This window comes from Brucella thiophenivorans (assembly GCF_002252445.1).
Taxonomy (GTDB): domain Bacteria; phylum Pseudomonadota; class Alphaproteobacteria; order Rhizobiales; family Rhizobiaceae; genus Brucella; species Brucella thiophenivorans.
The window spans coordinates 220,646-243,525 of the sequence record NZ_NNRJ01000015.1; the positions used below are offsets into that span (position 1 = coordinate 220,646).

The following is a 22,880-nucleotide window of genomic DNA, read 5'->3' on the forward strand; positions in this document are numbered from 1 at the left end:
ATGTCTCATGCAGTTAACCGGCTATGGCGAAAACTTTGTGCGTACCGACCGGTCCTCTCAGTTCTATCGCGGGCATCAGCTAGCCGCAGCACAGGATATTGGCGACCAGGTCAATATCGATGTGAAGGACGCCATTTGCTATGACATCACCGCCTATATGCGCTTTTTGCTGGGTGCCGGAATTTCCGAACATACGTTGCGCGGAACATCCGGGCAAAACTGGATACCGTTATTGAATTTCCGCGCTGGCGAACAATGGAACGGATATTCGGCATTCCCCTATGGCCGGGCAATCGGATTTTATGATGTGGGGGCCGGGCATATTTTTCATTCCGCCATTTCCGTTGGCGACGTCCATATTCGCAGCGTGAATGGTGGCGCACTGGGTCAGAACTGGAACGATCTGATAAATCTGACGAAAGTTCTGCCCTATGCGTGCAGAAACCGTGATGGCAGCTTCAACTTTCAGAAAAAGATAATTTTCGTTTATATTTCAAAGGTTTGAACTTTACGCAATTGCATTCATTTTTTTCGCGAGTTTTATATCAAGCTCGGTAATGCAATTCTCGCTATGCGTGGAAAGCGTGACGTCGACGCGATTATAGACATTGAACCATTCCGGGTGATGGTCGAGCTTTTCGGCATGAAGGGCAGCACGCGTCATGAAGCCGAAAGCCGCATTGAAATCCTTGAACTTGAAGCTTTTGCTGATCGCCTCGCGGTTATTGACTTTCTGCCAGCCGTCAAGCTCGCTCAATGCTTGTTTGAGTTCTTCTTCGCTCAGCCGGTTGCGTGCCATCCCGTTTCACCTATGTTGTTGGCTATCCGAGTTTAACTTATCACAACCGCGAGAGTTCCGTGACCCAACAAGCCCCAACTAGTATTCTGTTTGTCTGTGCAGGCAATATCTGCCGTTCTCCGCTTGCAGAAGGCGTGATGGAACATGTTTTGGTCAAGCGCGGTATCAAACATGTGAAGATCGATTCGGCAGGCACAAACGGCTACCATACGGGCGAAGAGCCGGATGAACGCTCAGTCCGGGTTGCAGCAAAGCATGGCCTTGATATTTCAGAACAATCTTGTCGCCAGTTGGCCGCAACAGATTTCACCCGCTTTGATCTCATTCTTGGAATGGACCGCTACAATATGCGGATGATCGCGCAGCGCCAACCCGCGAACACGACTGCCCGTATTGGTCTTTTTACCGAAATAGCAGAGGGCAAAGCAGTTGAAATCCCCGACCCTTATTATGGTAAGATCGGGGATTTTGAGGAGGTTTACCGAATGGTTCTCGCTTCTTCAAAAGCGCTTGCCGACCAGTTCTGGCGCGACACGGCCATTAAAGGCCAGGCTTCCTCGACAATATAAGGTCCGCCACCCACAGAATCGCGCGACGACATCAGCACGAAGCGGCCGACTTTGAAGGGCAGCGTCGAGAAGTTGCCGCGTGAGGAGAGATAATGCACCACATCATCAATACGTGGGTTTCTCAGCCGCGCCAAAGTCACATGTGGCACGAATTTGCGCGGATCGGCCGCAATGCCGAGTCTTTTGCAGATGCGCTCGATTTCGCCCTGCAATGCGTTAAGTTCAGGTGAGAGGGATACACCCGCATAGATGCTGTGCGGTTTCTTGGAACCGAACGCATCGACACCTGATAGGTTGAGCATGAATTCGGGACGCCGCACGCGATCAAGCGCATTGGCAATCTCGTCGGCCACATGGCCTTCCACATCTCCGATAAAACGCAGGGTTAAGTGATAGTTTTCGACATCAATCCAGCGTGCGCCGGGCAGTCCGCCCCGTAATAACGAGAGCGAAAGCGCAGCATCGCGCGGGATTTCGAGGGCAGTAAAGAGACGCGGCATAAAGCATCCTCCTCGAAGCGTTCTACACCAGAGCGCTATGTGTCCTTGAGGACGCATAAAGGACGCTCTGCGTTAGAGTGTCTTTGTATCGTTGGAAAATCGAATCCTCGTTTCCTGTGGATACGATACCAGCGAATCATTCTTCGCCGTTTTCGGCAAGCTGTTTATGCCTCCTCTTTGTGTCAGCCGCCCGATGTCCCCGACTTTTGTTCAGTGCGCAGTTTTTGTTCGATGGTTGGCATAAAATGGCTGACCATCGTTTCAACGCCTTTTTCGTTAGGGTGCATACCGTCTTCAAGCAGCAATGCTTTTTGTGTTGCAACGCCTTCAAGGAAAAACGGATAGAGCGGCACGCCATATTTCTGGGCGAGTTTTGGGTAAATCGGATTGAATTTATCGGCATAGTCCTTGCCCATATTGGGCGGAGCCATCATGCCTGCAAGAATGACCGAGATACCACGCGCTTTCAGACGTGCGAGCATTTCATCAAGGTTTTTCTCTGTGATGTCGGGGGAGATTCCGCGCAGCGCATCATTGGCACCCAGCTCCAGGATTACCAGATTGGTGTCATCTGGGATTGACCAGTCGATGCGGGCAAGCCCGCCCGTGGTGGTGTCACCCGATACGCCTGCATTCTCGATACTGACCTCATAGCCTTTGTCGCTGAGCGCTTTTTCAAGCTGCTGGGGGAAGGCAGAGTTCGACGGCAAAAGGTATCCCGCCATCAGACTGTCGCCAAATCCGACAATCCTGACTTGCTCAAGCTGTTCGGTTGGCAATGCGTCTTCCAGTCCCGTTGGCTCTTCTTGAGCACGTGCTCCGCCAGCAAGAAAAGATGTCATCAGCGCAAAAATCGATAACCAAACCGTGATCGAGTGTTTGAAACGCATTGTTTGTAACCCATATCTATCAACGTGGTGGGCAATCCACCTACATGATTCCTTCTCGCGCAAAACAAGCTCTTTTTTGTGACGCGCTTTGGCTCTTGAATATTTATATAGGAAGAAAAACGCGTGACGGAACAGGTGGCACCCCCGATTTCTGATAAGATTATTGAGCTTGAGAATGTTCATCTGACCCTCGGACATGCTGCCTCATCGGTGCATGTGCTCAAAGGCGTCTCGCTTTCGATCGCACAGGGCCGTTCTGTTGGCATCGTCGGACCATCGGGTTCGGGCAAGTCGACGCTGCTGATGGTTCTGGCCGGGCTTGAGCATATCGATCAGGGCACGGTTAAGATTGCTGGTGAAACCATCAGTCAGATGTCGGAAGATCAGGCAGCCGCCTTTCGCGGGGCCAATATCGGTATCGTGTTCCAGTCCTTCCACCTCATTCCCAACATGACAGCACTGGAAAATGTTGCCGTTCCTCTTGAGCTTGCCGGACGCAGAGATGCATTTGAAGTTGCTGAACGCGAATTGCGCGCCGTTGGCCTTGGTGAGCGAATGACGCATTATCCGTCAGAACTTTCTGGTGGCGAACAGCAGCGTGTAGCGATCGCGCGCGCCCTTGCTCCATCGCCCAAAATCCTGATTGCTGATGAGCCAACGGGCAATCTTGATACAGCAACGGGTCGTCAGATCACTGATCTTCTGTTTGCAAAACAGCGCGAAAATGGACTGACCATGGTGCTGGTCACCCATGATCCGTCTTTGGCTGCGCGCTGCGATCAGGAGATTCCGGTGCGTTCGGGTCGCATTGAAGAATCCACACGAAACGATGCTGCCTTGCAGGTTGCGGTGGCTGGCGCATGAGCGGCGTTGCTTCATTTTCGCTAGCACTTCGCTTTGCCCTGCGTGAAATGCGCGGTGGCCTTTCCGGCTTTTATATTTTTCTGGCCTGCATCGCTTTGGGGGTTGCAGCCATTGGTGGGGTCAATTCTGTTGCGCGTTCGGTCAGCACCGGCATTGCGTCGGAAGGCCAGAGCATTCTTGGTGGCGATGTCAGTTTTGCGCTTAATCAGCGCGAAGCAAGCACCGAAGAACGCGCCTTTGTCGCGCAGCAGGGACGCTTTGCAGAAAGCGCCACCATGCGTTCCATGGCACGCATGCCCGATGGCTCCGACCAGTCGCTGGTCGAGGTCAAGGCGGTGGATGCAGCCTATCCGCTGTTTGGCGAATTAAAACTCGCGCCGCAGCTACCGCTCGCCGATGTGACGGAAAATGAGAACGGTGTTTACGGCGCTGCGGTCAGTCAGGATTTTCTCAATCGAATGGGTGTGGCGCTCGGCACAAAGGTTTTGCTCGGCTCTGAAACATTCGAGTTGCGTGCGCTGATCGAAAGCGAGCCGGATCTTTTGTCGTCGGGCTTTAATTTTGCCCCACGCTTTCTGGTGTCGATGGAGGGTTTGCGCGCCTCTGGCCTGATTCAGCCGGGAAGCCTTGTTGATCATATCTATAAAGTTGCGCTGCCAGACGGTGCGCCAGATTCTGCAATCACCCAACTTCGCGAGAAAGCCGCAGCCGATTTCCCTGATGCTGGCTGGAATATCCGTTCGCGTGGCAATGCAGCCCCCGCGTTGACGGCCAATATCGAACGCTTCTCGCAGTTTCTAACTTTGGTTGGCCTTACCGCGTTGATCGTTGGCGGTGTCGGTGTTGCCAATGCCGTGCGCGCTTATCTTGATGGTAAGCGTGGTGTGATTGCCACTTTCAAATCGCTGGGTGCACCTGCGCGTTTTGCAGTGCTGGTCTATCTGGTGCAGATCATGGTGATTGGTGTGATCGGCATTGCCATTGGACTGGTTCTGGCGGCAATCATGCCTTTTGCGGCTAGCGCAGTGCTTGCCAATTATCTGCCGGTTGCCGGTGGCGGCGGGTTTTTCCCCGATGCTTTGGCATTGGCAGCGGTGTTTGGCCTCATCACAACGCTGGCCTTTGCGATCATTCCGTTGGGCCGCGCACGTAATATTCCGGCGACTGCTCTGTTCCGTGAGCAGGGTTTTGAGCAACGCGGCTTGCCGCCATTACTTTATCTGTGCTTGGCTGTCCTGTTGATCGCGGCTTTGGCGGGCTTGGCACTTTACGTAGCCTATGACCGGCGGATTGCGGCTATTTTCATCGTGGCGTCGATTGCGGCATTCGGTATTCTTCGACTGGTGGCTGATGGCATTCGCTGGCTTGCGCGCCGTGCGCCTCGCGTTCGTTCGACAGCATTCCGCCTTGCAATTGGCAACATCTATCGGCCCGGCGCGCTTACACCTTCCGTGGTTCTGTCGCTCGGCCTTGGCCTGACGCTGATGGTGGCAATTGCGCTCATCGACGGCAATCTGCGACGTCAGGTGACCGAAAACATCCCGGCACAAGCACCCGATTTCTTCTTTGTCGACATTCAGAACAACGATATTGGCGACTTCACCAAGCTTGTCTCTGGCATTGTGCCAGATGGCAAACTCACCTCCGGCCCTATGCTGCGTGGTCGTATCGTTGCTTTCAACGGCACCAATGTGCGCGATATGACCATTCCGCCTGAGGCTGCATGGGTGTTGCGCGGTGATCGTGGCATTACCTTTGCCGACAAGGTTCCTGAAAATTCGACATTGACTGAAGGCGAATGGTGGCCGGAAAATTACTCCGGTGAACCGCTGGTATCTTTTGCGGAACGCGAGGGCAAGGAGCTTGGTCTCAAGCTTGGCGATACAGTCACGGTGAATGTGCTTGGCCGCAATATCAACGCAAAGATTGGCAGTTTCCGGCAATTGCAATGGGAAACGCTGGCGATGAATTTTGTCATGGTTTTCTCGCCCAACACCTTTGCCGGCGCGCCTGCCACATGGCTTGCAACGCTGACCATTCCCGATGATCAGAAAAATCTGGCGCCGGATGTTTTGCGACAGGTCACCAAAACATGGCCGGCAATTACCACGGTCAGCGTCACCGACGCACTTGATGTCGCCAATGATCTGATCAGCCAGCTTGCGACCGCCATTCGTGCTGCGGCATCCATCGCACTTGCGGCATCAGTTCTGGTGTTGGGAGGAGCGCTGGCGGCTGGCAACCGTGCGCGTGTGCACGATGCGGTTGTGCTCAAAACATTGGGCGCCACGCGTGGCACGCTGATTGCTGCCTATATTGTTGAATATATGCTGCTTGGGCTTGCAACGGCTATCTTTGCGCTGGTCGCTGGCAGTGCTGCGGGATGGTATGTGGTGGTGGAAGTCATGAAGCTCAAAGCACAATTCTTGCCGGATGTGGCTTTGATGACGGTTGGTGTCGCACTTGTTCTGACTGTTGGATTCGGACTTGCCGGAACATGGCGGGTACTCGGTCAAAAGCCAGCAACCGTGCTGCGCACAATATGAAGCATTTGTAATGTTGATACGCGAAGCGGGCTAAATGATTGGATCGCATGGATAATGCGGTCGCAATTTCAAGCAGCGCAATCACGATTTTTTACAGCAACTACTTGTGTGAGAGCGCTAAAATCCCCATAATAAAAAGCAGGCATGCTGGGGTCCCGCCAGCGGCGCCTGGGAGCGGCTCGAAATGAGCCTGACCTCGACACCGGACGGGACAACGCAAAGGGATTTAAGTCATGGCTGACTTTCGCAATATTCAGGCACAGCAGAGGCCGGTAGGTGGCGCTCGCGCTGGAGCTGACATCGATCAGGGTCTGCGCAGCTATATGCTGGGCGTCTATAACATGATGGCTATTGGTCTGGTTGTTACCGGACTTGCTGCTTTGGCTGTCGCATCATTGGCAACAACGACTGATCCGTCGGCTGCCGTTGCACAGATGTCGAACGGCAAAATGCTCACCGCACTTGGTGCAGCTCTTTACACATCACCGCTGCGCTGGGTTGTTATGCTTGCGCCGCTCGCCGCCGTATTCTTCCTGAGCTTCCGCATTGAGCGTCTGTCGGTTGGCACAGCCAATGCCGTGTTCTGGGGTTATGCTGCTCTCGTTGGTCTGTCGCTGTCGTCGATCTTCCTGGTGTTCACTGGACAGAGCATCGTGCGAACATTCTTTGTGACGGCTGCTTCGTTTGGTGCCTTGTCGCTCTATGGTTACACAACCAAGCGTGACCTGTCGGCAATGGGCTCGTTCCTGATGATGGGGCTTTTCGGCCTGATCATAGCATCGGTCGTCAACATCTTCCTTGGTTCGACTGCGCTGCAGTTCGCAATCTCGGTAATTGGTGTTCTGATCTTTGCAGGCCTCACCGCCTATGACACTCAGTCGATCAAGGAAATGTATTTCGAAGGCGACTCTTCGGAAACGCAGGGCCGCAAGGTCGTTATGGGCGCGCTGCGTCTGTACCTCGACTTCATCAATATGTTCATGTTCCTGCTGCAGTTCATGGGTAACCGCGACTAAAGAGTAAGAATTGAGACAAAACGAAAAGGCAGCGGAAACGCTGCCTTTTTGCTTTTCAAAGCGCTGTGTTCGATGCATGTTGCAGTGATAATCATAAACGGACTTCCGGCTCGCAACATGCCCCTCATTCGAGATTTCCAGCTCACTGATATTGAAGCCATCACTGCGATCTACACGGAAGCCGTTCTCAACGGTTCCGGTTCCTATGAGATCGAACCACCCACGCTCGATGAGATGACACGCCGCTTCGATGCTTTTGTTGAGCAGGGCTTCCCGATTCTCGTCGCTGAGGAAAATGGTCACGTGCTGGGCTATGCCTATATCAGCTATTTCCGCACTCGACCGGCTTATCGCTGGCTTGCGGAAGACTCGATCTATATCGCACCGGATGCGAAGGGGAAGGGCGTTGGCAAGCTGCTGCTCGGTGAACTGATTAGCCGCGCGACTACACTTGGGTTCAGACAGCTTTTAGCTGTGGTCGGCGATGGTGAGCACAATATCGGCTCGGTAAAGCTTCATGAGAGGATGGGCTTTATCCATTGCGGACGTATTCAGGGATCGGGCTTCAAGCATGGCCGCTGGCTCGATACCGTGCTGATGCAATTGCCGCTCAATGGCGGCTGCACGCTTGATCCGGGCGAAGTGCCTCTCGCGAATTAATCATCGACCAGCTTCAGGCTTTTATCGAAAACGCGCAGAACACGTTCAAGCTCATGTCCGCGTTTCATGATCAGGCCGCTTGCCGCAATAACCGAATAAGCCCCCTGCCTTTGAGCGAGTTTGGGGTTCTTCTCAACACGGAACAGCGGAACTTCGCTTGCCCGACGAAAGATTGAAAATACAGCGCGGTCAGCGAGATGATCGATGGCGTAATCACGCCATGAACCGGTAGCGACCATACGGCCATAAATGTTCAGAATTTTTCCAAGCTCATGCCTATCAAAGCTTACAGTGGATGATGGCACTCGTGTTTGATTTAAAGAAATGATTTTTGACACAACCGATGGATGAGAGGGCGAATGGGTAGATTTATCTTCATTCACAGCGTTTGGTATATCCATGGTCTTCCTTTCATCAAGCGGTGGATTGTGAAGGAAACGCGGTGTGCTGATCAAATTACTTCGTGACGCTAAGGTGATGCTTTTATGAATTAAATGCAAGCGCTCGCGTTCTTTCAATCGAGCTTCTACAATCGACACCTTGGGCGAGCCTCCCAATTTGTTGTATATTAGCTGTTCACGAAAAGAGAATAGCTGTTCTTAATGGTGATCAGCGGCCACATTTTGGCCTTGTCAACTTCGCATTGCAGCCTGATTGTGACGTCAGCATTACCGTGTTGCCTGAGACGGTTCGGTTCGAGTATGTCCACCCCAAGCCCCCCGCCCAAAGGACTGCCCGAACCGAACCAACTCGCGCTTGATCAGCGTCTCAGGACAAAACAAAACTTCCGAAATTTATAACTGAAAAACTTTAGACAGCGTTCTTGTTGCTGCTCCGATCAGAGACTCAACGGATTAGATTGTTTGAATATAGCCGCGCCATGGATTGGACCGAGTGCATTGGCACTGTTGCTCTCCTGCAATATTATCGCGCAGCCGGTTACATCCTTGCGCTTGAGTTCGGACGCAGGCAGCTCGATTTTCATCGCTTCACCATCCCACATGCCGATTGTGTTGATGTCCATCACCGTATTGCGATAGGTGACTGACTGCCCGGCATTCTCGCCATTTTCGATAGGGATTGTCACAGCATCGCGCAAATAGAACATCACCACATGCACGGGCGCTTTTGGCTTTTCGCCCTTTGAGATATTGATGGACAGGCGTCCATCATCCAGCTTTTCAATCGAAACAGGCACGTTGAGTTTGTTTGCAGAAAGGTGCTGTTTTACGGCGTCAGCTTCGCCGCCATTCACTTCAGACGTGCCATTGACGATAGCCTGCGGCGTATACACCATCTTGGCATTGAACGAATTGCGATAGGCGTTCTGGCGGTCGGTATTGTCCTGTGACGCAAGCGTATCGCGCCAACCCAAATAATCCCAGTAATTGACGTGAAACGACAGCGCCAGAACATTTGGGTCGTCGGCATATGTTGCCAGATTCTTGTCCGCCTGCGGGCAGGATTTGCAGCCCTGACTGGTATATAGCTCAAGAACCGATGTGCGCGTGCTGCTATCCTGGGCCTTGGCCACACCATGCATGGACAAACAACCAGTGAACGCCAGCCCCAACGCCGCGCAAACGCCCCGCAAGCCGTGAATATCAACGGCGAGCCATGCATTTGTGCCTTCATCTGGGCGGTGGAGTGTCACTTTGTTTGATCCTTTAATGATTGATGCTGACATTTATTATGTAGGAATTACGTCGATCAATAGGAAGTCACGTTGCAGTGAGATTTGTATCATGAGTGTTTCTTTTATCTCACGCTTACAATGTCCGTGAAAAAGCCGCCGGATTGCTCCGGCGGCTCTCTAATTTCATGCTTAGCTTTAATTAAGCAGCCAGATCGCGCAGAACGGTCTGCAAAATGCCACCGTTCTTCATATAGTCGAGCTCATCCAGCGTATCGATGCGGCAGATGAGCGGTACCTTCTTCACGCTGCCATCGGCAAACGTGATCGAGGCTTCGATCTTCTGACGCGGACGCACATCAGCAAGACCTTCAATGGAGACGATTTCGTCACCCTTAAGACCGAGCGTCTGCCAGCTTGTGCCTTCCTCGAAGACGAAAGGCACAATGCCCATGCCAACGAGGTTCGAGCGGTGAATACGCTCAAACGACTGCGCAATCACAGCCTTGACACCGAGCAGATTGGTGCCCTTTGCGGCCCAGTCACGTGACGAACCGTTTCCATATTCGACGCCAGCGAAGACGACGAGCGGAACGCCCTCGGCCTTATACTGCATGGCTGCATCATAGATCGAGGTTTCTTCCTTCGACGGATAGTGGATGGTGTAGCCACCTTCACGACCGTTTTCGCCCAGCATGTGATTGCGAATACGGATATTTGCGAAGGTGCCGCGCATCATCACTTCATGATTACCGCGTCGCGTGCCGTACTGGTTGAAGTCGGCAATGCCGACGCCATGGTCAATAAGGTACTTGCCAGCAGGGGACTGCGCCTTGATGGAGCCTGCAGGAGAGATGTGGTCGGTGGTGATCTTGTCGCCGAAGAGACCCAGTACGCGGGCGCCCTTGACGTCTGCGATCGTACCAGCCGACTTGCCCATACCAACAAAGTAAGGCGGGTTCTGCACATAGGTCGAATTGTCGTCCCATGCATAGGTCTGGCCAGCAGGAACCTGAACGGCCTGCCAGTTTTCGTCGCCTTTGAACACATCCGCATATTTTTCGGAGAAAATCTTACGGGTGACGTTTTTGGCAATGAATTCTTGAATTTCAGCCGATGAAGGCCAGATGTCGCGCAGGAACACCGGATTGCCATTCTGGTCTTCACCAAGCGGCTCCTTGGTCAGGTCCTTTGTGACCGTTCCAGCAAGCGCATGGGCAACAACCAATGGCGGGGAAGCCAGATAGTTTGCCTGAACGTCCGGCGAAACACGGCCTTCAAAGTTACGGTTGCCGGAAAGAACGGCAGCTGCGATCAGGCCCTTTTCATTAATGGTCTTGGAGATCGGCGCGGGCAATGGACCCGAGTTACCGATACAGGTCGTGCAACCAAAACCAACCAAATTGAAGCCGAGTGCATCCAGATCCTTTTGGAGACCAGCGGATTCAAGATAAGCGGCAACAACCTGAGAACCAGGCGCAAGCGATGTCTTGACCCAAGGCTTGGTCTTGAGACCCTTGGCAACTGCATTGCGAGCCAGAAGACCCGCAGCAATCAGAACGCTTGGGTTCGATGTGTTGGTGCAGGATGTGATGGCAGCAATGGCCACATCGCCATGACCGAGATCGAAGTCTTCACCTTCAACAGCGTAACGCGCGGCCTGACCGGTTGTTTTCTTGTATTCGGTTTCAAGCGAGGTTGCGAAACCCGAACCGATGTTTTCCAGTGCAATGCGGCCTTCAGGACGCTTTGGACCGGCCATCGAAGGAACAACTTCGCTCATGTCCAGTTCAAGAATGTCGGTGAAGACTGGATCTTCCGATCCCGCTTCACGCCACATGCCCTGCGCACGGGAATAGGCTTCTACAAGCGCCATGCGGTCTTCTGCACGGCCGGTCGTGTTCATGTAGTTGAGCGTTTCATTGTCGATCGGGAAGAAGCCGCAAGTTGCGCCATATTCAGGTCCCATGTTTGCAATGGTCGCACGATCCGCGAGCGTCATATTGTCGAGGCCTTCGCCGAAGAATTCGACGAACTTGCCGACAACGCCTTTCTTACGCAGCATCTGCGTAACGGTGAGCACGAGATCGGTTGCTGTCACGCCTTCTTTGACCTTGCCGGTCAGGCGGAAGCCAATCACTTCTGGCAGAAGCATGGAAACGGGCTGGCCGAGCATCGCAGCTTCAGCTTCAATACCACCAACGCCCCAACCCAGAACGCCAAGGCCATTGACCATGGTGGTATGGGAATCTGTGCCGACGCAGGTGTCAGGATAGGCAACGGTTTCGCCGTCTTCTTCTTTGGTCCAGACGGCTTGTGCCAGATATTCAAGGTTCACCTGATGGCAGATGCCTGTGCCAGGAGGAACAACGCGGAAGTTCTTGAATGCTTGCTGGCCCCACTTGAGGAAGCGATAGCGCTCGCCGTTGCGCTGATATTCGAGGTCAACATTGGCCTTGAACGCGCTTGGGTTGCCGAATTCATCGACGATGACTGAGTGGTCGATGACAAGGTCAACAGGAACCAGCGGATTGATCTTTTCCGGGTCGCCGCCGAGCGCCTTTAGGCCGTCGCGCATAGCAGCAAGGTCTACAACGGCTGGAACGCCGGTGAAGTCCTGCATCAATACGCGCGCTGGGCGGTAAGCAATTTCAGCGCCCGCCGAACCGCGATCGTTGAGCCATGCGGCAATAGCTTCAATATCGGACTTCTTGACGGTGCGATCGTCTTCGAAGCGAAGCAGGTTTTCAAGCAGAACCTTCATAGAAAAAGGAAGCTTGGAAACGCCCGTCAAGCCGTTCTTTTCGGCTTCGGTTAGGCTGTAATAGACGTATTCCTTACCGCCGACGGTAAGAGTTTTGCGGCATTTAAAGCTGTCGATGTGCGACACTTCGTTCGTCCTTTATGCTACTGGCCGGAAAACCAGGACGAACGCCTCTGCTGCGTTTCAAGGACGCGCTAAAGGTGCGGGTGCAGTCATTTCCGCTGTCCGTCCCGAAACCTGTGCTTTCGTAAGCGACAAGTGTTTGAGATCGGCCAAAATTCGTTTCCACACCGACCGCTGGCATGGTAGCCATCATATAGAGAGTTTCCTAAAACGATTCCAGACTGAATTTCGTCAATTTGCCCCCTTGCGGCGAAATGTTGCGATAACCCCATCTGGCCCCTGACGGATGTGGTGTGAGGAGAGAAAATGCGGCTTGTGGCCGAAAACCTGGTGGGCGAGCGCGGTGGCGAGACTATTTTCTCTGCTCTGTCCTTCGATTTAGTGTCTTGCGAAGCGCTGATCGTCACGGGACCGAACGGTTCAGGAAAATCCACCTTGCTCCGAATCATCTGCGGTCTGCTTGCGCCTGAGGATGGGCATATACAACTCCTCGAAGATGAAGAGATTCTACCCGTTCGCGCAGCATGTCATTATCTTGGTCATCACAACGCAATGAAACCCGCTTTGAGCGTTCGCGAGAACCTGCTGTTCTGGCAGAAGTTCAATGGTGAAACGCTTCTCGATATTGATGAAGCGCTTGCGACCGTTGATTTACCGGATGTGGAGCACCTGCCTTTCGGTTATCTTTCGACCGGACAGAAACGTCGTGTTTCGATTGCCAAATTGTTGGTCAGTCATCGTCCTGTCTGGATTGTAGATGAACCAACGTCTGGTCTCGACAAGGCTTCTGAGTCGCGTTTCGCAGAGCTTATGCGCGAACACATGCAACAAGGCGGCATGATTATCGCCGCAACGCATATTCCGTTGGGCTTAGACGCCGTTTCAGAGAAATTGGGAACGGGTTTCCCGTCCGAAATTACGCTGAAACGAAATATTGGCGTAAAGGCGCTCGACATGGCCAGCTATTCAGTTGAGGCTATGTGATGCTAGCGCTTTTTATCAGAGATATGCGCTTAAGTTTTCGCGCCGGTGGCGGCGCGCTGATTGGTATTTTGTTTTTTCTCGCAGTAATTTCAGTGATGCCTTTTGGCGTTGGTCCTGATCTCAATCTGTTGTCGCGCATTGGCCCGGCTATGCTGTGGATCGGCGCATTGCTTGCAACGTTGCTGGGTCTAGACCGGCTATTTCAGGCGGATCGCGACGATGGATCGCTTGATCTGCTGCTGATCGGCACCGATCGGCATATGCTGGCTTTCACGGTGTTTGTGAAATGTCTGGCGCATTGGGTGGCAAGTGTATTGCCGCTGGTGATTGCGTCGCCCATGCTGGGGCTGTTCATGAATATGGATGCGACGGCAACGGCTGCAACGACCATCACGCTTCTGGTAGGAACGCCGGCCATTGCCTTTATTGGCGCAGTCGGTGCAGCACTTGCCGTGGCGCTTCCACGCGGTGGTTTGCTGGTTTCGGTCATCGTACTGCCGCTCACCATTCCGGTGCTGATTTTTGGCGTATCCGCTTCTTATGGTGCAACCGATGCTGTGGCGCCTTTCTTCGCGCCGTTTCTAATTCTTGGAGCACTTACGCTGTTCTTCGCGGTTTTGGGTCCGTTGGCAGCAGCAGCTTCATTAAAAAGTTCGGCTGATTAAGCATTTCCAGCAAAAGTGCGAAGTGGTTTTTGGATAGAATCATGCTTGGCGGATTGACGCAGTTGATTACGGTCAATTGAACGACATACCGCGTGAAGGTAAGTATAGCTTATGACGAAAGACGTTGCGAAAACCACGAGCTGGCTTGATCTGGCAAACCCTACCCGCTTCCTGGCCCTTGTGGGCAAGCTATTGCCGTGGCTTGGCAGTCTTTCGGCGCTGTTTCTGGCCGCGGGGCTTTATATGGTTTTCCTGTCTCCTGATGATTATCAGCAGGGGCTGACGGTTCGCATCATGTATATTCATGTGCCTTTCGCATGGCTTTCCATGATGTGTTATTCGATCATGGCAATCTCGGCGCTGGGCACGCTGGTCTGGCGTCATCCGCTGGCCGATGTCTCCATCCGTGCCGCAGCGCCTCTCGGCGCGGTGTTCACAGCATTGGCACTTGCAACAGGTTCTCTCTGGGGCAAGCCCATGTGGGGAACATGGTGGGTGTGGGATGCACGGCTGACTTCCGTCTTCGTGCTATTCCTGATGTATCTTGGCATTATTGCGCTGTCCCGCGCCATGGATGATCCGGCAAAGAGTGCAAAGCCCGTCGCGGTGCTCACATTGGTCGGCTTTATCAACATTCCGATCATCAAGTTTTCGGTCGACTGGTGGAACACATTGCACCAGCCAGCCTCAGTTTTCCGCATGGATGGACCGACGATTGATGGTTCGATGCTGCGACCTCTTTTTGTGATGGCGATTGGCTTCACGCTGCTTTTCCTCACGCTGCATATGATGGCGATGCGCAATGAAATCTGGCGCCGTCGCGTGGCAATGATGAAAAAGCTCGCGGCACGCAATGCAGATCGCAGCCGTCTGAAAAGAGAGCGCACAGACGCGCAAGGGGAGGTTGCACAATGAGCCATTTCGCTTATGTGATGACGTCTTACGGGATTGCAGCCGCAGCGCTTGCCATCACTATCGGCTGGATATTGATTGATCAGCGCATTCAGAAAAACGAGCTGAAACGGCTTGATGCGCAGGGCGTGCGTCGCCGTTCGGCAAAGGGTTCCGCTTAATGACTGAAGCCACAAAAAAACGCGCAACATGGGTGGCGCTGCTGCCTTTGCTGATTTTTGTAGGATTGGCCGCGATCTTTGCCACGCAGCTTCTGTCGGGCAAGGACAATACAACCATCCCTTCGGCGCTCATTGGCAAGGATGCCCCACAAACCAACCTCCCGTCCGTCGAAGGCTTGATGCGCGATGGTGCGCCTGTTCCCGGCCTTAACAGCGAAGATTTTAAAACTGGTTCTGGGGGCAAACTGACACTTGTCAATGTGTGGGGATCGTGGTGCGTGCCTTGTCGTCAGGAGCATCCGCTGCTGATGGAAATAGCTAAGGACGAGCGCATTCGTGTGGTCGGCCTTAATTACAAAGACCAGCCCGAAAACGCACGCCGTTTCTTAGGTGATCTCGGCAATCCGTTTGCAGCAGTCGGTGCCGACCGCGCCGGCCGATCAGCCATCGAATGGGGCGTTTATGGCGTGCCTGAAACCTTCCTCGTCGATGCGGAAGGGAAGATCGTCTACAAGCATGTTGGGCCGTTTACGCCGCAGTCAGTGAAGAATGATCTAATGCCTGCGATTGAGATAGCACTGCAATAATTAAAAGTCATTAAATGGAAAAAGCCCCGCATGTGCAGGGCTTTTACTTTACTTAATTATCAATCCGGCAATTTCCGTACCGCGCCCTTGGCAGCACTGGTTGCCATGGAAGCATAAGCTTTTAGAGCGGTGGAAATCTTGCGCTTGCGCTGTTCCAGTGGCTTCCAGCCTGTTGCATTCTGCTCGGCACGGCGCTCTGCCAGCGTTGCATCGTCAACAGCAAGATGAATCTTACGGTTCGGAATGTCGATGTCAATAATATCGCCTTCACGCACCAGTCCGATTGTTCCGCCTTCGGCTGCTTCTGGCGAAACGTGACCAATAGAAAGCCCCGAAGAGCCGCCCGAGAAACGTCCGTCTGTGATTAGCGCGCAAGCCTTACCCAGACCCTTCGATTTCAGGTAGCTGGTCGGATAGAGCATTTCCTGCATGCCGGGGCCACCGCGCGGACCTTCATAGCGGATCAGCACAATGTCGCCAGCTTTGATCTTGCCATTGAGAATGCCAAGCACAGCCGTATCCTGACTTTCAAAGATACGGGCCGGGCCGGAGAATTTCAGGATGGAATCATCCACGCCTGCCGTCTTCACGATGCAGCCATCTTCGGCGAGATTGCCATACAGGACGGCCAGACCGCCGTCCTGACTGAATGCATGTTCTTTCGAGCGGATAACGCCGTTTTCGCGGTCGGCGTCAACGCTGTCAAAGCGGCGTTCCTGACTGAATGCCACCTGTGTCGGCACGCCGCCGGGCGCAGCTGAATAGAACTTGTGCACCATTTCGCTGTTGGTACGGGTTACGTCCCAAGTATCAAGCGCCTTGCCCATGGTTTCGCTGTGCACGGTTGGCAGGTCGGTATTGATCAGGCCTGCCTTGTCGAGCTGACCGAGAATGCCCATGATGCCGCCAGCGCGATGTACATCTTCCATGTGAACGGTGTTGTTGGCGGGTGCCACTTTACAAAGCACCGGAACACCGCGCGACAAACGGTCAATGTCTGCCATGGTGAAGTCGATTTCGGCTTCTTGCGCTGCTGCAAGCAGATGCAGAACCGTATTGGTCGAGCCGCCCATGGAAATATCGAGTGTCATGGCGTTTTCAAAGGCAGCGAAGCTTGCAATCGAACGCGGCAGCACGTTTTCATCGTCCTGCTCGTAATAGCGGCGTGCAAGATCGACAATGAGATGACCGGCTTCCACAAACAGACGCTTACGGTCGGCATGGGTTGCAAGCGTCGAGCCATTGCCTGGCAGCGACAGACCAAGCGCTTCGGTCAGGCAGTTCATCGAATTTGCGGTGAACATGCCCGAGCACGAACCGCAGGTCGGGCAGGCGGAACGCTCAATTGCCTTGACCTGATCGTCAGTGTAGCTGTCGTCTGCAGCCGCAACCATCGCATCCACGAGGTCGAGCTTCTTGACCTTGTCGTCCCAGATAACCTTACCGGCTTCCATCGGACCACCGGAAACAAACACGACCGGGATATTGAGGCGCAACGACGCCATAAGCATGCCGGGGGTGATCTTGTCGCAATTGGAAATACAGACCATCGCATCGGCGCAGTGGGCATTGACCATGTATTCGACCGAGTCGGCGATGAGCTCGCGCGATGGCAGCGAATAGAGCATGCCGTCATGGCCCATGGCGATGCCGTCATCGACGGCAATTGTATTGAATTCCTTGGCAACACCACCCGCCGCTTCAATTTCGCGCGCAACAAGTTGGCCCAAGTCTTTGAGATGCACATGACCAGGCACAAACTGTGTAAACGAATTCACCACAGCAATAATCGGCTTGCCAAAATCCTCATCTTTCATGCCGGTGGCGCGCCATAGGCCGCGCGCGCCAGCCATATTGCGGCCGTGGGTGGTAGTACGCGAACGATAAGGAGGCATTTTCAAACCTTTTAGGAACTGTTTTAAATTAGTTGTCGGTATGCCAGAACCACCCGTCCCAATCAAAGCGCAAATTGCCCCAGCAGTTGTGCCGGTTGCGGGTTGTTGCATTGGCGGAAAAGTCCAGGCGTGCAATTATAATCGCAGGCACCGACACTCTGAGCCTAGCATATTATTGATATAATGCAAAAGATTTTGAGATCAAAACGTAATGAAATTTCTTAAAGCCCGTTTGTGGTGGTCGTCATAGCGCTATCAAGCAGCGCATTTGCCGTTTTCATTCGTTGTTCTGCGGCGAGACGAAACTCTTGTGGCAGGCGATCAGGGTGATTGCTCGCAGCAAAATTACGCCGCAAACGCGCAAGCTCCGTGCGATTCATGCCGAAGCGCAGGCCAAGCTCAAGGCGAATGTCTGCTGCTGACTGGCTCTCCATACGCTTTGAAAGCTCAAGCCTTTCGCGTTCTAGTCTGTTTTCATCGCTTTCAACGTTGCCAACGTCAAAGGTGGGCGCAGGTCTTTGCGTTGCGTAGGTTTCTTTCGAAACCGGATTGAAACCGGCTGAAAAAACTGCTGAAGCGATGTTAACACGTGATCTGCGCACGTAGTCACCGCCTTGATATTCAGATTCCGTTTCTTTCAGAACGGTTGCAAAATCGGGAAAGCTCTGACGCATCATCAGGGTTGCGCCATTTCTGAAGAAAAGGCGTGAGCCAGCGTCCTTGTCAGCACATAGGGTGGGACGGGTTTGCGAAACACCGGCACATCGGGATAGCGGGCCGCGAGATGTGCAGGCAATCCGCCGCCGGTATGAACGACGACAAAAATGTTCTGGCTTTTCAGGCGTTCAAGAATGGGTTCCAGATCACCATCGGCAAGATTGACGTCGAGAATAGCGGCGTCAACTTTTTGCCTATCCATGAGTTCTATGGCTTGTTTTACGGTGCCCACAGGGCCGATAACAGTACCCTGGGCATCTTCCACAGTGGCGGCCACGTCGAGAGCGACGAAAATTTCGTCCTCCACAACCAGTACCCGCCTATGTTCAAGATTATCCATGATCTTTCCACTGTCTCTATCGGTTTCTGTTCGCTCCAACCCAGTGTGGGTCGTCGCACAGTCAATGCTCAAGCACACAAAGAGGTTCCCTGAACGGACAGGATAATGGATTAATGGTGAATCAAATCTTTATTTCAGGCTGGCGCACTAAGATCTAGAAAGCAGTGAAGGTGAGCGTCGTGAGCGAACGCATGATATTTGGAATATCGAGCACATGTTCATTGATGAATTTGCCGATGTCGTCGCCCTCTTTCACATAAATTTTGGCGAGAAGATCATATTCTCCGCTCGTCGAATACAGTTCCGAAACAATCTCGCGCTGATAGAGCGTGTCCGCAACTAAATAAGTCTTGCCGGGCGCGCATTGCAGTTGCAGGAAAACGGGCTTCATATCTTTTCCTTTCGCCACAGGGCGATGAATGGCCTATGGCTAAATTGCGGATTGTCTTGTGCTGTTTCAAGCACGGTCAGATATGTGAAATCAAGAGTGTTTCACATATGCATTCTTTTGTTTCTATGACCGTTCTAATTTACTGAATTGTGTTTTCAATGAAGGAAGGCGATAAGACTCCACAAAAGTGGAAATAAGATAACATTTACATGCTTTATGTCCTGCCCGCCGTTCTCATTCTGTTTTCACTGGCCTTTGTCATAGTTGGGGCCATAGATGAACTGCGCCGCCATCTCTTATGGTGCGCGATCTGCTTTCTTTGCATCGGCGTTGCCATGCTTGCTCAGCTTGTGGATATACCGGCAGATGATGGTATCAACACACTGTTGACCACCGCAATCTATGTGGTTGGAACTTTGGCTGGCGGGCATGGTATTCTTCGCAGATCGGGCCGGGGTTTACCATTTTGGTTCGGCATCGTCAGTTTTGTTCTGATCGTCGGCGGCATTCTTTATTTCCTCTACGTACAACCTAATCTGATCGGGCGAATTTACGTTGTGAATTTTGGCCTTGCCTGCATGATACTGGCTTTTGTCTGGTATGTGCGCGGGTTGGCCTATGGTTCCATCGCCGACAAACTCATTTTGGGCATGCTGTTTTTGGTGGCAGTGCAGTTTTTTCCACGAACGCTGCTGACCGCACATTCTATTATTGGTGATGACACTGCAGTTGATTTTGCATTCACACCCTTCTGGCAATGGACGGTTTTTTCAACCGCTGTGGCGGGCGTCATTGCCGGCCTCGTGCTTTTTGCGGCAGCCGGTGTTGATCGGTTCAGTGAATTGGCGCATGAACGTGATAGCGACCCGCTGACCGGGCTTTTAAACCGCCGCGGGCTGGAAACCCAGTTGAACGCGATGGAGCGTGGTCATTTCTCGGGTTGGGTCGTTGCGTGCGACATCGATTATTTCAAAACGATCAATGATATTTATGGACATGCGACGGGTGACGCTGTGCTTAAGGAATTTGCCGATATTCTCCGGTCCTATTCGACAGATCGTCATCTGACGGCGCGTATCGGGGGCGAGGAATTCGTTATCTGTCTTGATGATATGCCGACCGACGCTGCATTTGCGCTAGTCGAGAATATTCGGGAAAGCGTAAAGAAACGAGCCTTTTCCGGGCTTTCAAATGGGATGAATATTACATGTAGTTTCGGAGTGGTCAGGCTCAGTCATAAAGGGAATTTCTGGGAGGCCATGGAGCGTGCTGATAAAGTACTTTATGAGGCAAAAAAAGCTGGGCGAGATCGGACACAGTTTGAAGAGAGGGTCTGCTGACCATCCCTGAGTTGGAGACCCGGAGGTCATTTGGGATAAATTTGCCGTGATGATCGCTGAGCGAACGTAAAAATGTGCTAGAGGCTTCTTTCTCTAATTTTTTGCCAAGTGAGTTGTTCGCAAGCCAATGAAATTTTTATCCGTTCGAGTTCCTCATCCTGTTATTCATTTATTCTCGGTTATTACCATGTCAGTTGCGGTGTCTTTGAGTGCATCGGCCATAGCTATGACGGCCCTTGAAAAGGCACAGCTTGAAAAGCTTGATCCTGCAACCCGTCTTGAGCAGCGTTGCGATGTTGAGGCAATGGAACAGATCAGCCGGGATGAGAGAAAGTTTTCGGTCGACAAGGTGTTAGCCTATGCTTTTTCCGACCCCAAGGCTTCACAAAACACCATACGGGCAGATGGCGCTGCATTTCGCAGTCACGATCATTGGTATAAGCTCGCCTTTGTTTGCAAGACAGATGACGAGCATATCAATATTACGTCATTTGATTATCAAATTGGCGACGAGGTTCCACGAAATCAGTGGGATAAGCATTACCTCGTACCGTAATCAATAGAGCTGTTCCTTTTCGAGCATAGTCATTGCAACCGCTCTATCACTGTAGTTTCACGCATGGTCCTATCCAAAACCGCTTCGCAACTTTGGTGCAAATGCCTTATTGCTCACTATCATTGGCGCGGCAGGCTGAAAGCAATGTGATTTCTTTGGCTGAATCGTCAGCCTCAAGGTGAGTCAAAACGGCCTGCCCGTCTTTTTCATTCCAGCGATAGCTGTCCTGTTCGTCCATCGCGACATATTTTTTGAGCGCATCGTGCCATTGCAGGACAACCATTTTGCCTTCTGCATTAATGACGGCAAAAGCTGGCTCTTCGCCTGCATGAATATAGGTGACAGGAACGACGACGCCACGCTCGCAGATATAGTCTGTCCGAATGACCGAATCTCGGCTGATCGTTTGTGCCAGAGCGGGGTTTGCAGCGAGCGTGATTATAGCAAATATGGCGCCCGGACATGAAATTTTTAGCTTCATAAACATCCTTCTTTCCATTGGCCGCATTCTGGTGTGAATTGCGTGTTGAGAATAAGTCCTATCAGATTGAATTGCGCTTTAGAAAATATAAAAATTTTCAAAAATATAGGGAACCTAATTCTTGCTCACCCGTTCTTGATCTGCTGATCGTTAGATTGGCCGGGGCCCGGAGTAAATTTGCCCCCGCAATCCCAATCCGGGTCCCACTTTTTTAGACTGTCTCTCCATTGGTAAATTGATAATTCTTGCCCCTGAATTCAGGTATTCGAGAAGGCAGCTGGAAATTTATTTCCCATACTCGATCATGATAGCTTATAATTTTCGAAGTGCTTTCAAATAAGAGAAAGCTTACGGCATCCTGTGTGCAAAGACCTCTGATACTGTCAGGGCAATGAAACGCGGAGACTTGGTCATGAACATATCGAGATTTTCATTCACGCTTGCAGCTTTTGTGGCGACTGCAGCCCTTGCTGGAACGATCCAGGTCAGTCATGCCGATCAGACGCTGTTGAACGTGTCTTATGATCCGACGCGTGAGCTTTACAAGGATTATAACGCTGCCTTTGCAAAGCATTGGAAAGAGCAGACAGGGGAAAACCTGACTATCCGTGTTTCGCATGGTGGCTCGGGCAAGCAGGCACGTTCCGTCATTGATGGCGTTAAGGCCGATGTCGTGACGCTCGCATTGGAAAGCGATATTGACGCGATTGTCGAGCATTCTGGCAAGATCGATAAGGATTGGCGCCAGCGCCTGCCGCATAATTCTTCTCCTTACACATCGACCATTGTCTTCCTCGTCCGCAAGGGCAACCCGAAGGGTCTCAAGGATTGGGGTGATTTGGTCAAAGACGGGGTTGAGGTCATCACGCCAAATCCCAAAACCTCAGGTGGTGCACGCTGGAACTACCTTGCCGCATGGGCATGGGCGAACAAGGAATATGGCGGCGATGAAGCCAAGGTGAAGGAATATATCGGCGAACTTTTCCGCCATGTTCCGGTGCTGGATACTGGTGCGCGCGGCTCGACAACAACCTTCGTGCAGCGCCAGTTGGGTGATGTGTTGCTTGCATGGGAAAATGAAGCCTATCTTTCTATCGCAGAATTTGGCGATGATGCATTCGACATCGTCGTGCCGCCGCAATCCATTTTGGCAGAACCGCCCGTTGCGCTGGTTGATAAGAATGCTGATGACAACGGAACCCGTAAGGTTGCGGAAGCCTATCTCGAATATCTTTATTCACCGGAAGGTCAGGCCCTCGCATCCAAACACTTCTACCGTCCATCTGAACCCGATGTCATTCCTGCTGACCAGAGGCGTGAGTTCCCGAAGCTTGATCTGGTAACGATTGACGATCCGATCTTCGGCGGTTGGGCCAAGGCACAGCCTTATCACTTTGGCGATGGCGGAACATTCGACCAGATTTACAAGCCGGCCAAATAAGCGCTCACGGCTGTGATTACTGAGAAAGACCAATAAGAGGGAACAA

The 22,880-nt window shown here is 52.4% G+C and carries 25 protein-coding genes; 14 read left to right on the top strand and 11 right to left on the bottom strand.

Annotated elements, in window-relative coordinates; translation table 11 throughout:
* Positions 1-7 precede the first annotated feature (7 nt).
* Positions 8-505, top strand: coding sequence for a hypothetical protein (locus CEV31_RS06020; RefSeq protein ID WP_094506115.1), 498 nt, complete (start codon positions 8-10; stop codon positions 503-505).
* Between the two features lie 3 nt (positions 506-508).
* Here the strand turns inward: CEV31_RS06020 and CEV31_RS06025 are convergent, their stop codons facing one another.
* A complete protein-coding gene (locus tag CEV31_RS06025; RefSeq protein WP_094506117.1) occupies positions 509-799 on the bottom strand; it encodes a 4a-hydroxytetrahydrobiopterin dehydratase in 291 nt (96 codons plus the stop codon).
* Between the two features lie 59 nt (positions 800-858).
* Between CEV31_RS06025 and CEV31_RS06030 the strand changes: the two genes are divergently transcribed.
* Positions 859-1,368, top strand: coding sequence for a low molecular weight protein-tyrosine-phosphatase (locus tag CEV31_RS06030; protein ID WP_235818041.1), 510 nt, complete (start codon positions 859-861; stop codon positions 1,366-1,368).
* On the opposite strand, the gene thpR is transcribed toward CEV31_RS06030, so the two are convergent.
* Both thpR and CEV31_RS06040 read right to left on the bottom strand, forming a co-directional pair.
* Entirely contained in the window at positions 1,278-1,868 is a 591-nt protein-coding gene (gene thpR / locus CEV31_RS06035) for an RNA 2',3'-cyclic phosphodiesterase (protein ID WP_094506118.1), read from the bottom strand. The two genes, CEV31_RS06030 and thpR, sit on opposite strands and share 91 nt — an antisense overlap.
* 182 nt (positions 1,869-2,050) lie before the next feature.
* Positions 2,051-2,758, bottom strand: coding sequence for an arylesterase (locus CEV31_RS06040; RefSeq protein ID WP_094506120.1), 708 nt, complete (start codon positions 2,756-2,758; stop codon positions 2,051-2,053).
* Positions 2,759-2,881: 123 nt separating this feature from the next.
* Here CEV31_RS06040 and CEV31_RS06045 point away from each other — a divergent pair, with 123 nt between their 5' ends.
* From CEV31_RS06045 to CEV31_RS06060, 4 genes are all read left to right on the top strand, one after another.
* Entirely contained in the window at positions 2,882-3,622 is a 741-nt protein-coding gene (locus tag CEV31_RS06045; RefSeq protein WP_094506122.1) for an ABC transporter ATP-binding protein, read from the top strand.
* Entirely contained in the window at positions 3,619-6,168 is a 2,550-nt protein-coding gene (locus CEV31_RS06050) for an ABC transporter permease (protein ID WP_094506123.1), read from the top strand. Before CEV31_RS06045 ends, CEV31_RS06050 begins: the two co-directional genes overlap by 4 nt.
* A 233-nt stretch (positions 6,169-6,401) precedes the next feature.
* A complete protein-coding gene (locus CEV31_RS06055) occupies positions 6,402-7,184 on the top strand; it encodes a Bax inhibitor-1/YccA family protein (RefSeq protein ID WP_094506125.1) in 783 nt (260 codons plus the stop codon).
* A gap of 117 nt (positions 7,185-7,301) precedes the next feature.
* Positions 7,302-7,844, top strand: coding sequence for a GNAT family N-acetyltransferase (locus CEV31_RS06060; RefSeq protein ID WP_094506536.1), 543 nt, complete (start codon positions 7,302-7,304; stop codon positions 7,842-7,844).
* Here CEV31_RS06060 and CEV31_RS06065 read toward each other — a convergent pair.
* From CEV31_RS06065 to acnA, 3 genes are all read right to left on the bottom strand, one after another.
* Positions 7,841-8,245 carry a DUF2794 domain-containing protein gene (locus CEV31_RS06065; protein ID WP_094506537.1) on the bottom strand — a complete coding sequence of 135 codons (405 nt, stop codon included), beginning with the start codon at positions 8,243-8,245 and terminating at the stop codon, positions 7,841-7,843. The two genes, CEV31_RS06060 and CEV31_RS06065, sit on opposite strands and share 4 nt — an antisense overlap.
* 437 nt (positions 8,246-8,682) lie before the next feature.
* Positions 8,683-9,417: a DUF1223 domain-containing protein gene (locus CEV31_RS06070; RefSeq protein ID WP_094506538.1), complete on the bottom strand. Its 735-nt coding sequence runs from the start codon at positions 9,415-9,417 to the stop codon at positions 8,683-8,685.
* 262 nt (positions 9,418-9,679) lie between these two features.
* The gene (gene acnA, locus CEV31_RS06075) at positions 9,680-12,367 is read right to left on the bottom strand and encodes an aconitate hydratase AcnA (protein WP_094506127.1); all 2,688 of its coding nucleotides are present in this window, start codon (positions 12,365-12,367) and stop codon (positions 9,680-9,682) included.
* Between the two features lie 303 nt (positions 12,368-12,670).
* Here acnA and ccmA point away from each other — a divergent pair, with 303 nt between their 5' ends.
* The 5 genes from ccmA to CEV31_RS06105 all read left to right on the top strand — a co-directional run bounded on the left by ccmA (position 12,671) and on the right by CEV31_RS06105 (position 15,673).
* Positions 12,671-13,348 (top strand): heme ABC exporter ATP-binding protein CcmA, encoded by a 678-nt coding sequence (gene ccmA, locus CEV31_RS06085; RefSeq protein ID WP_094506128.1) that lies wholly within the window; start codon positions 12,671-12,673, stop codon positions 13,346-13,348.
* Positions 13,348-14,013: a heme exporter protein CcmB gene (ccmB, locus tag CEV31_RS06090; RefSeq protein WP_094506129.1), complete on the top strand. Its 666-nt coding sequence runs from the start codon at positions 13,348-13,350 to the stop codon at positions 14,011-14,013. The genes ccmA and ccmB overlap by 1 nt, the downstream gene beginning before the upstream one ends.
* Before the next feature lie 111 nt (positions 14,014-14,124).
* Positions 14,125-14,928, top strand: coding sequence for a heme ABC transporter permease (locus CEV31_RS06095; RefSeq protein WP_094506130.1), 804 nt, complete (start codon positions 14,125-14,127; stop codon positions 14,926-14,928).
* Complete coding sequence (ccmD, locus tag CEV31_RS06100) at positions 14,925-15,086, top strand: heme exporter protein CcmD (protein WP_094506132.1); 162 nt, start codon at positions 14,925-14,927, stop codon at positions 15,084-15,086. Before CEV31_RS06095 ends, ccmD begins: the two co-directional genes overlap by 4 nt.
* Positions 15,086-15,673 (top strand): DsbE family thiol:disulfide interchange protein, encoded by a 588-nt coding sequence (locus CEV31_RS06105; protein ID WP_094506133.1) that lies wholly within the window; start codon positions 15,086-15,088, stop codon positions 15,671-15,673. The genes ccmD and CEV31_RS06105 overlap by 1 nt, the downstream gene beginning before the upstream one ends.
* 59 nt (positions 15,674-15,732) lie before the next feature.
* Here the strand turns inward: CEV31_RS06105 and ilvD are convergent, their stop codons facing one another.
* The 4 genes from ilvD to CEV31_RS06125 form a co-directional block, all read right to left on the bottom strand.
* Positions 15,733-17,568 (bottom strand): dihydroxy-acid dehydratase, encoded by a 1,836-nt coding sequence (gene ilvD / locus CEV31_RS06110; RefSeq protein ID WP_094506134.1) that lies wholly within the window; start codon positions 17,566-17,568, stop codon positions 15,733-15,735.
* Positions 17,569-17,789: 221 nt separating this feature from the next.
* Positions 17,790-18,245 carry a hypothetical protein gene (locus tag CEV31_RS06115; protein WP_328587684.1) on the bottom strand — a complete coding sequence of 152 codons (456 nt, stop codon included), beginning with the start codon at positions 18,243-18,245 and terminating at the stop codon, positions 17,790-17,792.
* On the bottom strand, positions 18,245-18,625 hold the full coding sequence (locus CEV31_RS06120) for a response regulator (protein ID WP_094506136.1): 381 nt from the start codon (positions 18,623-18,625) through the stop codon (positions 18,245-18,247). The genes CEV31_RS06115 and CEV31_RS06120 overlap by 1 nt, the downstream gene beginning before the upstream one ends.
* Positions 18,626-18,779: 154 nt before the next feature.
* The gene (locus CEV31_RS06125) at positions 18,780-19,016 is read right to left on the bottom strand and encodes an Lrp/AsnC ligand binding domain-containing protein (protein ID WP_094506137.1); all 237 of its coding nucleotides are present in this window, start codon (positions 19,014-19,016) and stop codon (positions 18,780-18,782) included.
* Positions 19,017-19,225: 209 nt separating this feature from the next.
* Between CEV31_RS06125 and CEV31_RS06130 the strand changes: the two genes are divergently transcribed.
* Together CEV31_RS06130 and CEV31_RS06135 are read left to right on the top strand one after the other, a co-directional pair.
* Entirely contained in the window at positions 19,226-20,356 is a 1,131-nt protein-coding gene (locus CEV31_RS06130; protein ID WP_094506138.1) for a GGDEF domain-containing protein, read from the top strand.
* Between the two features lie 127 nt (positions 20,357-20,483).
* Positions 20,484-20,912, top strand: coding sequence for a DUF930 domain-containing protein (locus CEV31_RS06135; protein ID WP_094506140.1), 429 nt, complete (start codon positions 20,484-20,486; stop codon positions 20,910-20,912).
* 106 nt (positions 20,913-21,018) lie between these two features.
* Here CEV31_RS06135 and CEV31_RS06140 read toward each other — a convergent pair whose 3' ends face one another.
* On the bottom strand, positions 21,019-21,393 hold the full coding sequence (locus CEV31_RS06140; protein WP_328587685.1) for a lysozyme inhibitor: 375 nt from the start codon (positions 21,391-21,393) through the stop codon (positions 21,019-21,021).
* Positions 21,394-21,805: 412 nt separating this feature from the next.
* Here CEV31_RS06140 and CEV31_RS06145 point away from each other — a divergent pair, with 412 nt between their 5' ends.
* Complete coding sequence (locus CEV31_RS06145; RefSeq protein ID WP_094506141.1) at positions 21,806-22,834, top strand: sulfate ABC transporter substrate-binding protein; 1,029 nt, start codon at positions 21,806-21,808, stop codon at positions 22,832-22,834.
* The last annotated feature ends 46 nt before the right edge of the window (positions 22,835-22,880 follow it).

Excerpts from the sequence above, each read along its gene's own strand:
- CEV31_RS06020 (WP_094506115.1), top strand. The coding sequence starts at position 8 with ATGCAGTTAACCGGCTATGGCGAAAACTTTGTGCGTACCGACCGGTCC.
- CEV31_RS06025 (WP_094506117.1), bottom strand. The coding sequence starts at position 799 with ATGGCACGCAACCGGCTGAGCGAAGAAGAACTCAAACAAGCATTGAGC.
- thpR (WP_094506118.1), bottom strand. The coding sequence starts at position 1,868 with ATGCCGCGTCTCTTTACTGCCCTCGAAATCCCGCGCGATGCTGCGCTT.
- CEV31_RS06040 (WP_094506120.1), bottom strand. The coding sequence starts at position 2,758 with ATGCGTTTCAAACACTCGATCACGGTTTGGTTATCGATTTTTGCGCTG.
- CEV31_RS06050 (WP_094506123.1), top strand. The coding sequence starts at position 3,619 with ATGAGCGGCGTTGCTTCATTTTCGCTAGCACTTCGCTTTGCCCTGCGT.
- CEV31_RS06055 (WP_094506125.1), top strand. The coding sequence starts at position 6,402 with ATGGCTGACTTTCGCAATATTCAGGCACAGCAGAGGCCGGTAGGTGGC.
- CEV31_RS06060 (WP_094506536.1), top strand. The coding sequence starts at position 7,302 with ATGCCCCTCATTCGAGATTTCCAGCTCACTGATATTGAAGCCATCACT.
- CEV31_RS06065 (WP_094506537.1), bottom strand. The coding sequence starts at position 8,245 with ATGGATATACCAAACGCTGTGAATGAAGATAAATCTACCCATTCGCCC.
- ccmA (WP_094506128.1), top strand. The coding sequence starts at position 12,671 with ATGCGGCTTGTGGCCGAAAACCTGGTGGGCGAGCGCGGTGGCGAGACT.
- ccmB (WP_094506129.1), top strand. The coding sequence starts at position 13,348 with ATGCTAGCGCTTTTTATCAGAGATATGCGCTTAAGTTTTCGCGCCGGT.
- CEV31_RS06095 (WP_094506130.1), top strand. The coding sequence starts at position 14,125 with ATGACGAAAGACGTTGCGAAAACCACGAGCTGGCTTGATCTGGCAAAC.
- ccmD (WP_094506132.1), top strand. The coding sequence starts at position 14,925 with ATGAGCCATTTCGCTTATGTGATGACGTCTTACGGGATTGCAGCCGCA.
- CEV31_RS06105 (WP_094506133.1), top strand. The coding sequence starts at position 15,086 with ATGACTGAAGCCACAAAAAAACGCGCAACATGGGTGGCGCTGCTGCCT.
- ilvD (WP_094506134.1), bottom strand. The coding sequence starts at position 17,568 with ATGCCTCCTTATCGTTCGCGTACTACCACCCACGGCCGCAATATGGCT.
- CEV31_RS06115 (WP_328587684.1), bottom strand. The coding sequence starts at position 18,245 with ATGATGCGTCAGAGCTTTCCCGATTTTGCAACCGTTCTGAAAGAAACG.
- CEV31_RS06120 (WP_094506136.1), bottom strand. The coding sequence starts at position 18,625 with ATGGATAATCTTGAACATAGGCGGGTACTGGTTGTGGAGGACGAAATT.
- CEV31_RS06125 (WP_094506137.1), bottom strand. The coding sequence starts at position 19,016 with ATGAAGCCCGTTTTCCTGCAACTGCAATGCGCGCCCGGCAAGACTTAT.
- CEV31_RS06130 (WP_094506138.1), top strand. The coding sequence starts at position 19,226 with ATGCTTTATGTCCTGCCCGCCGTTCTCATTCTGTTTTCACTGGCCTTT.
- CEV31_RS06135 (WP_094506140.1), top strand. The coding sequence starts at position 20,484 with ATGAAATTTTTATCCGTTCGAGTTCCTCATCCTGTTATTCATTTATTC.
- CEV31_RS06140 (WP_328587685.1), bottom strand. The coding sequence starts at position 21,393 with ATGAAGCTAAAAATTTCATGTCCGGGCGCCATATTTGCTATAATCACG.
- CEV31_RS06145 (WP_094506141.1), top strand. The coding sequence starts at position 21,806 with ATGAACATATCGAGATTTTCATTCACGCTTGCAGCTTTTGTGGCGACT.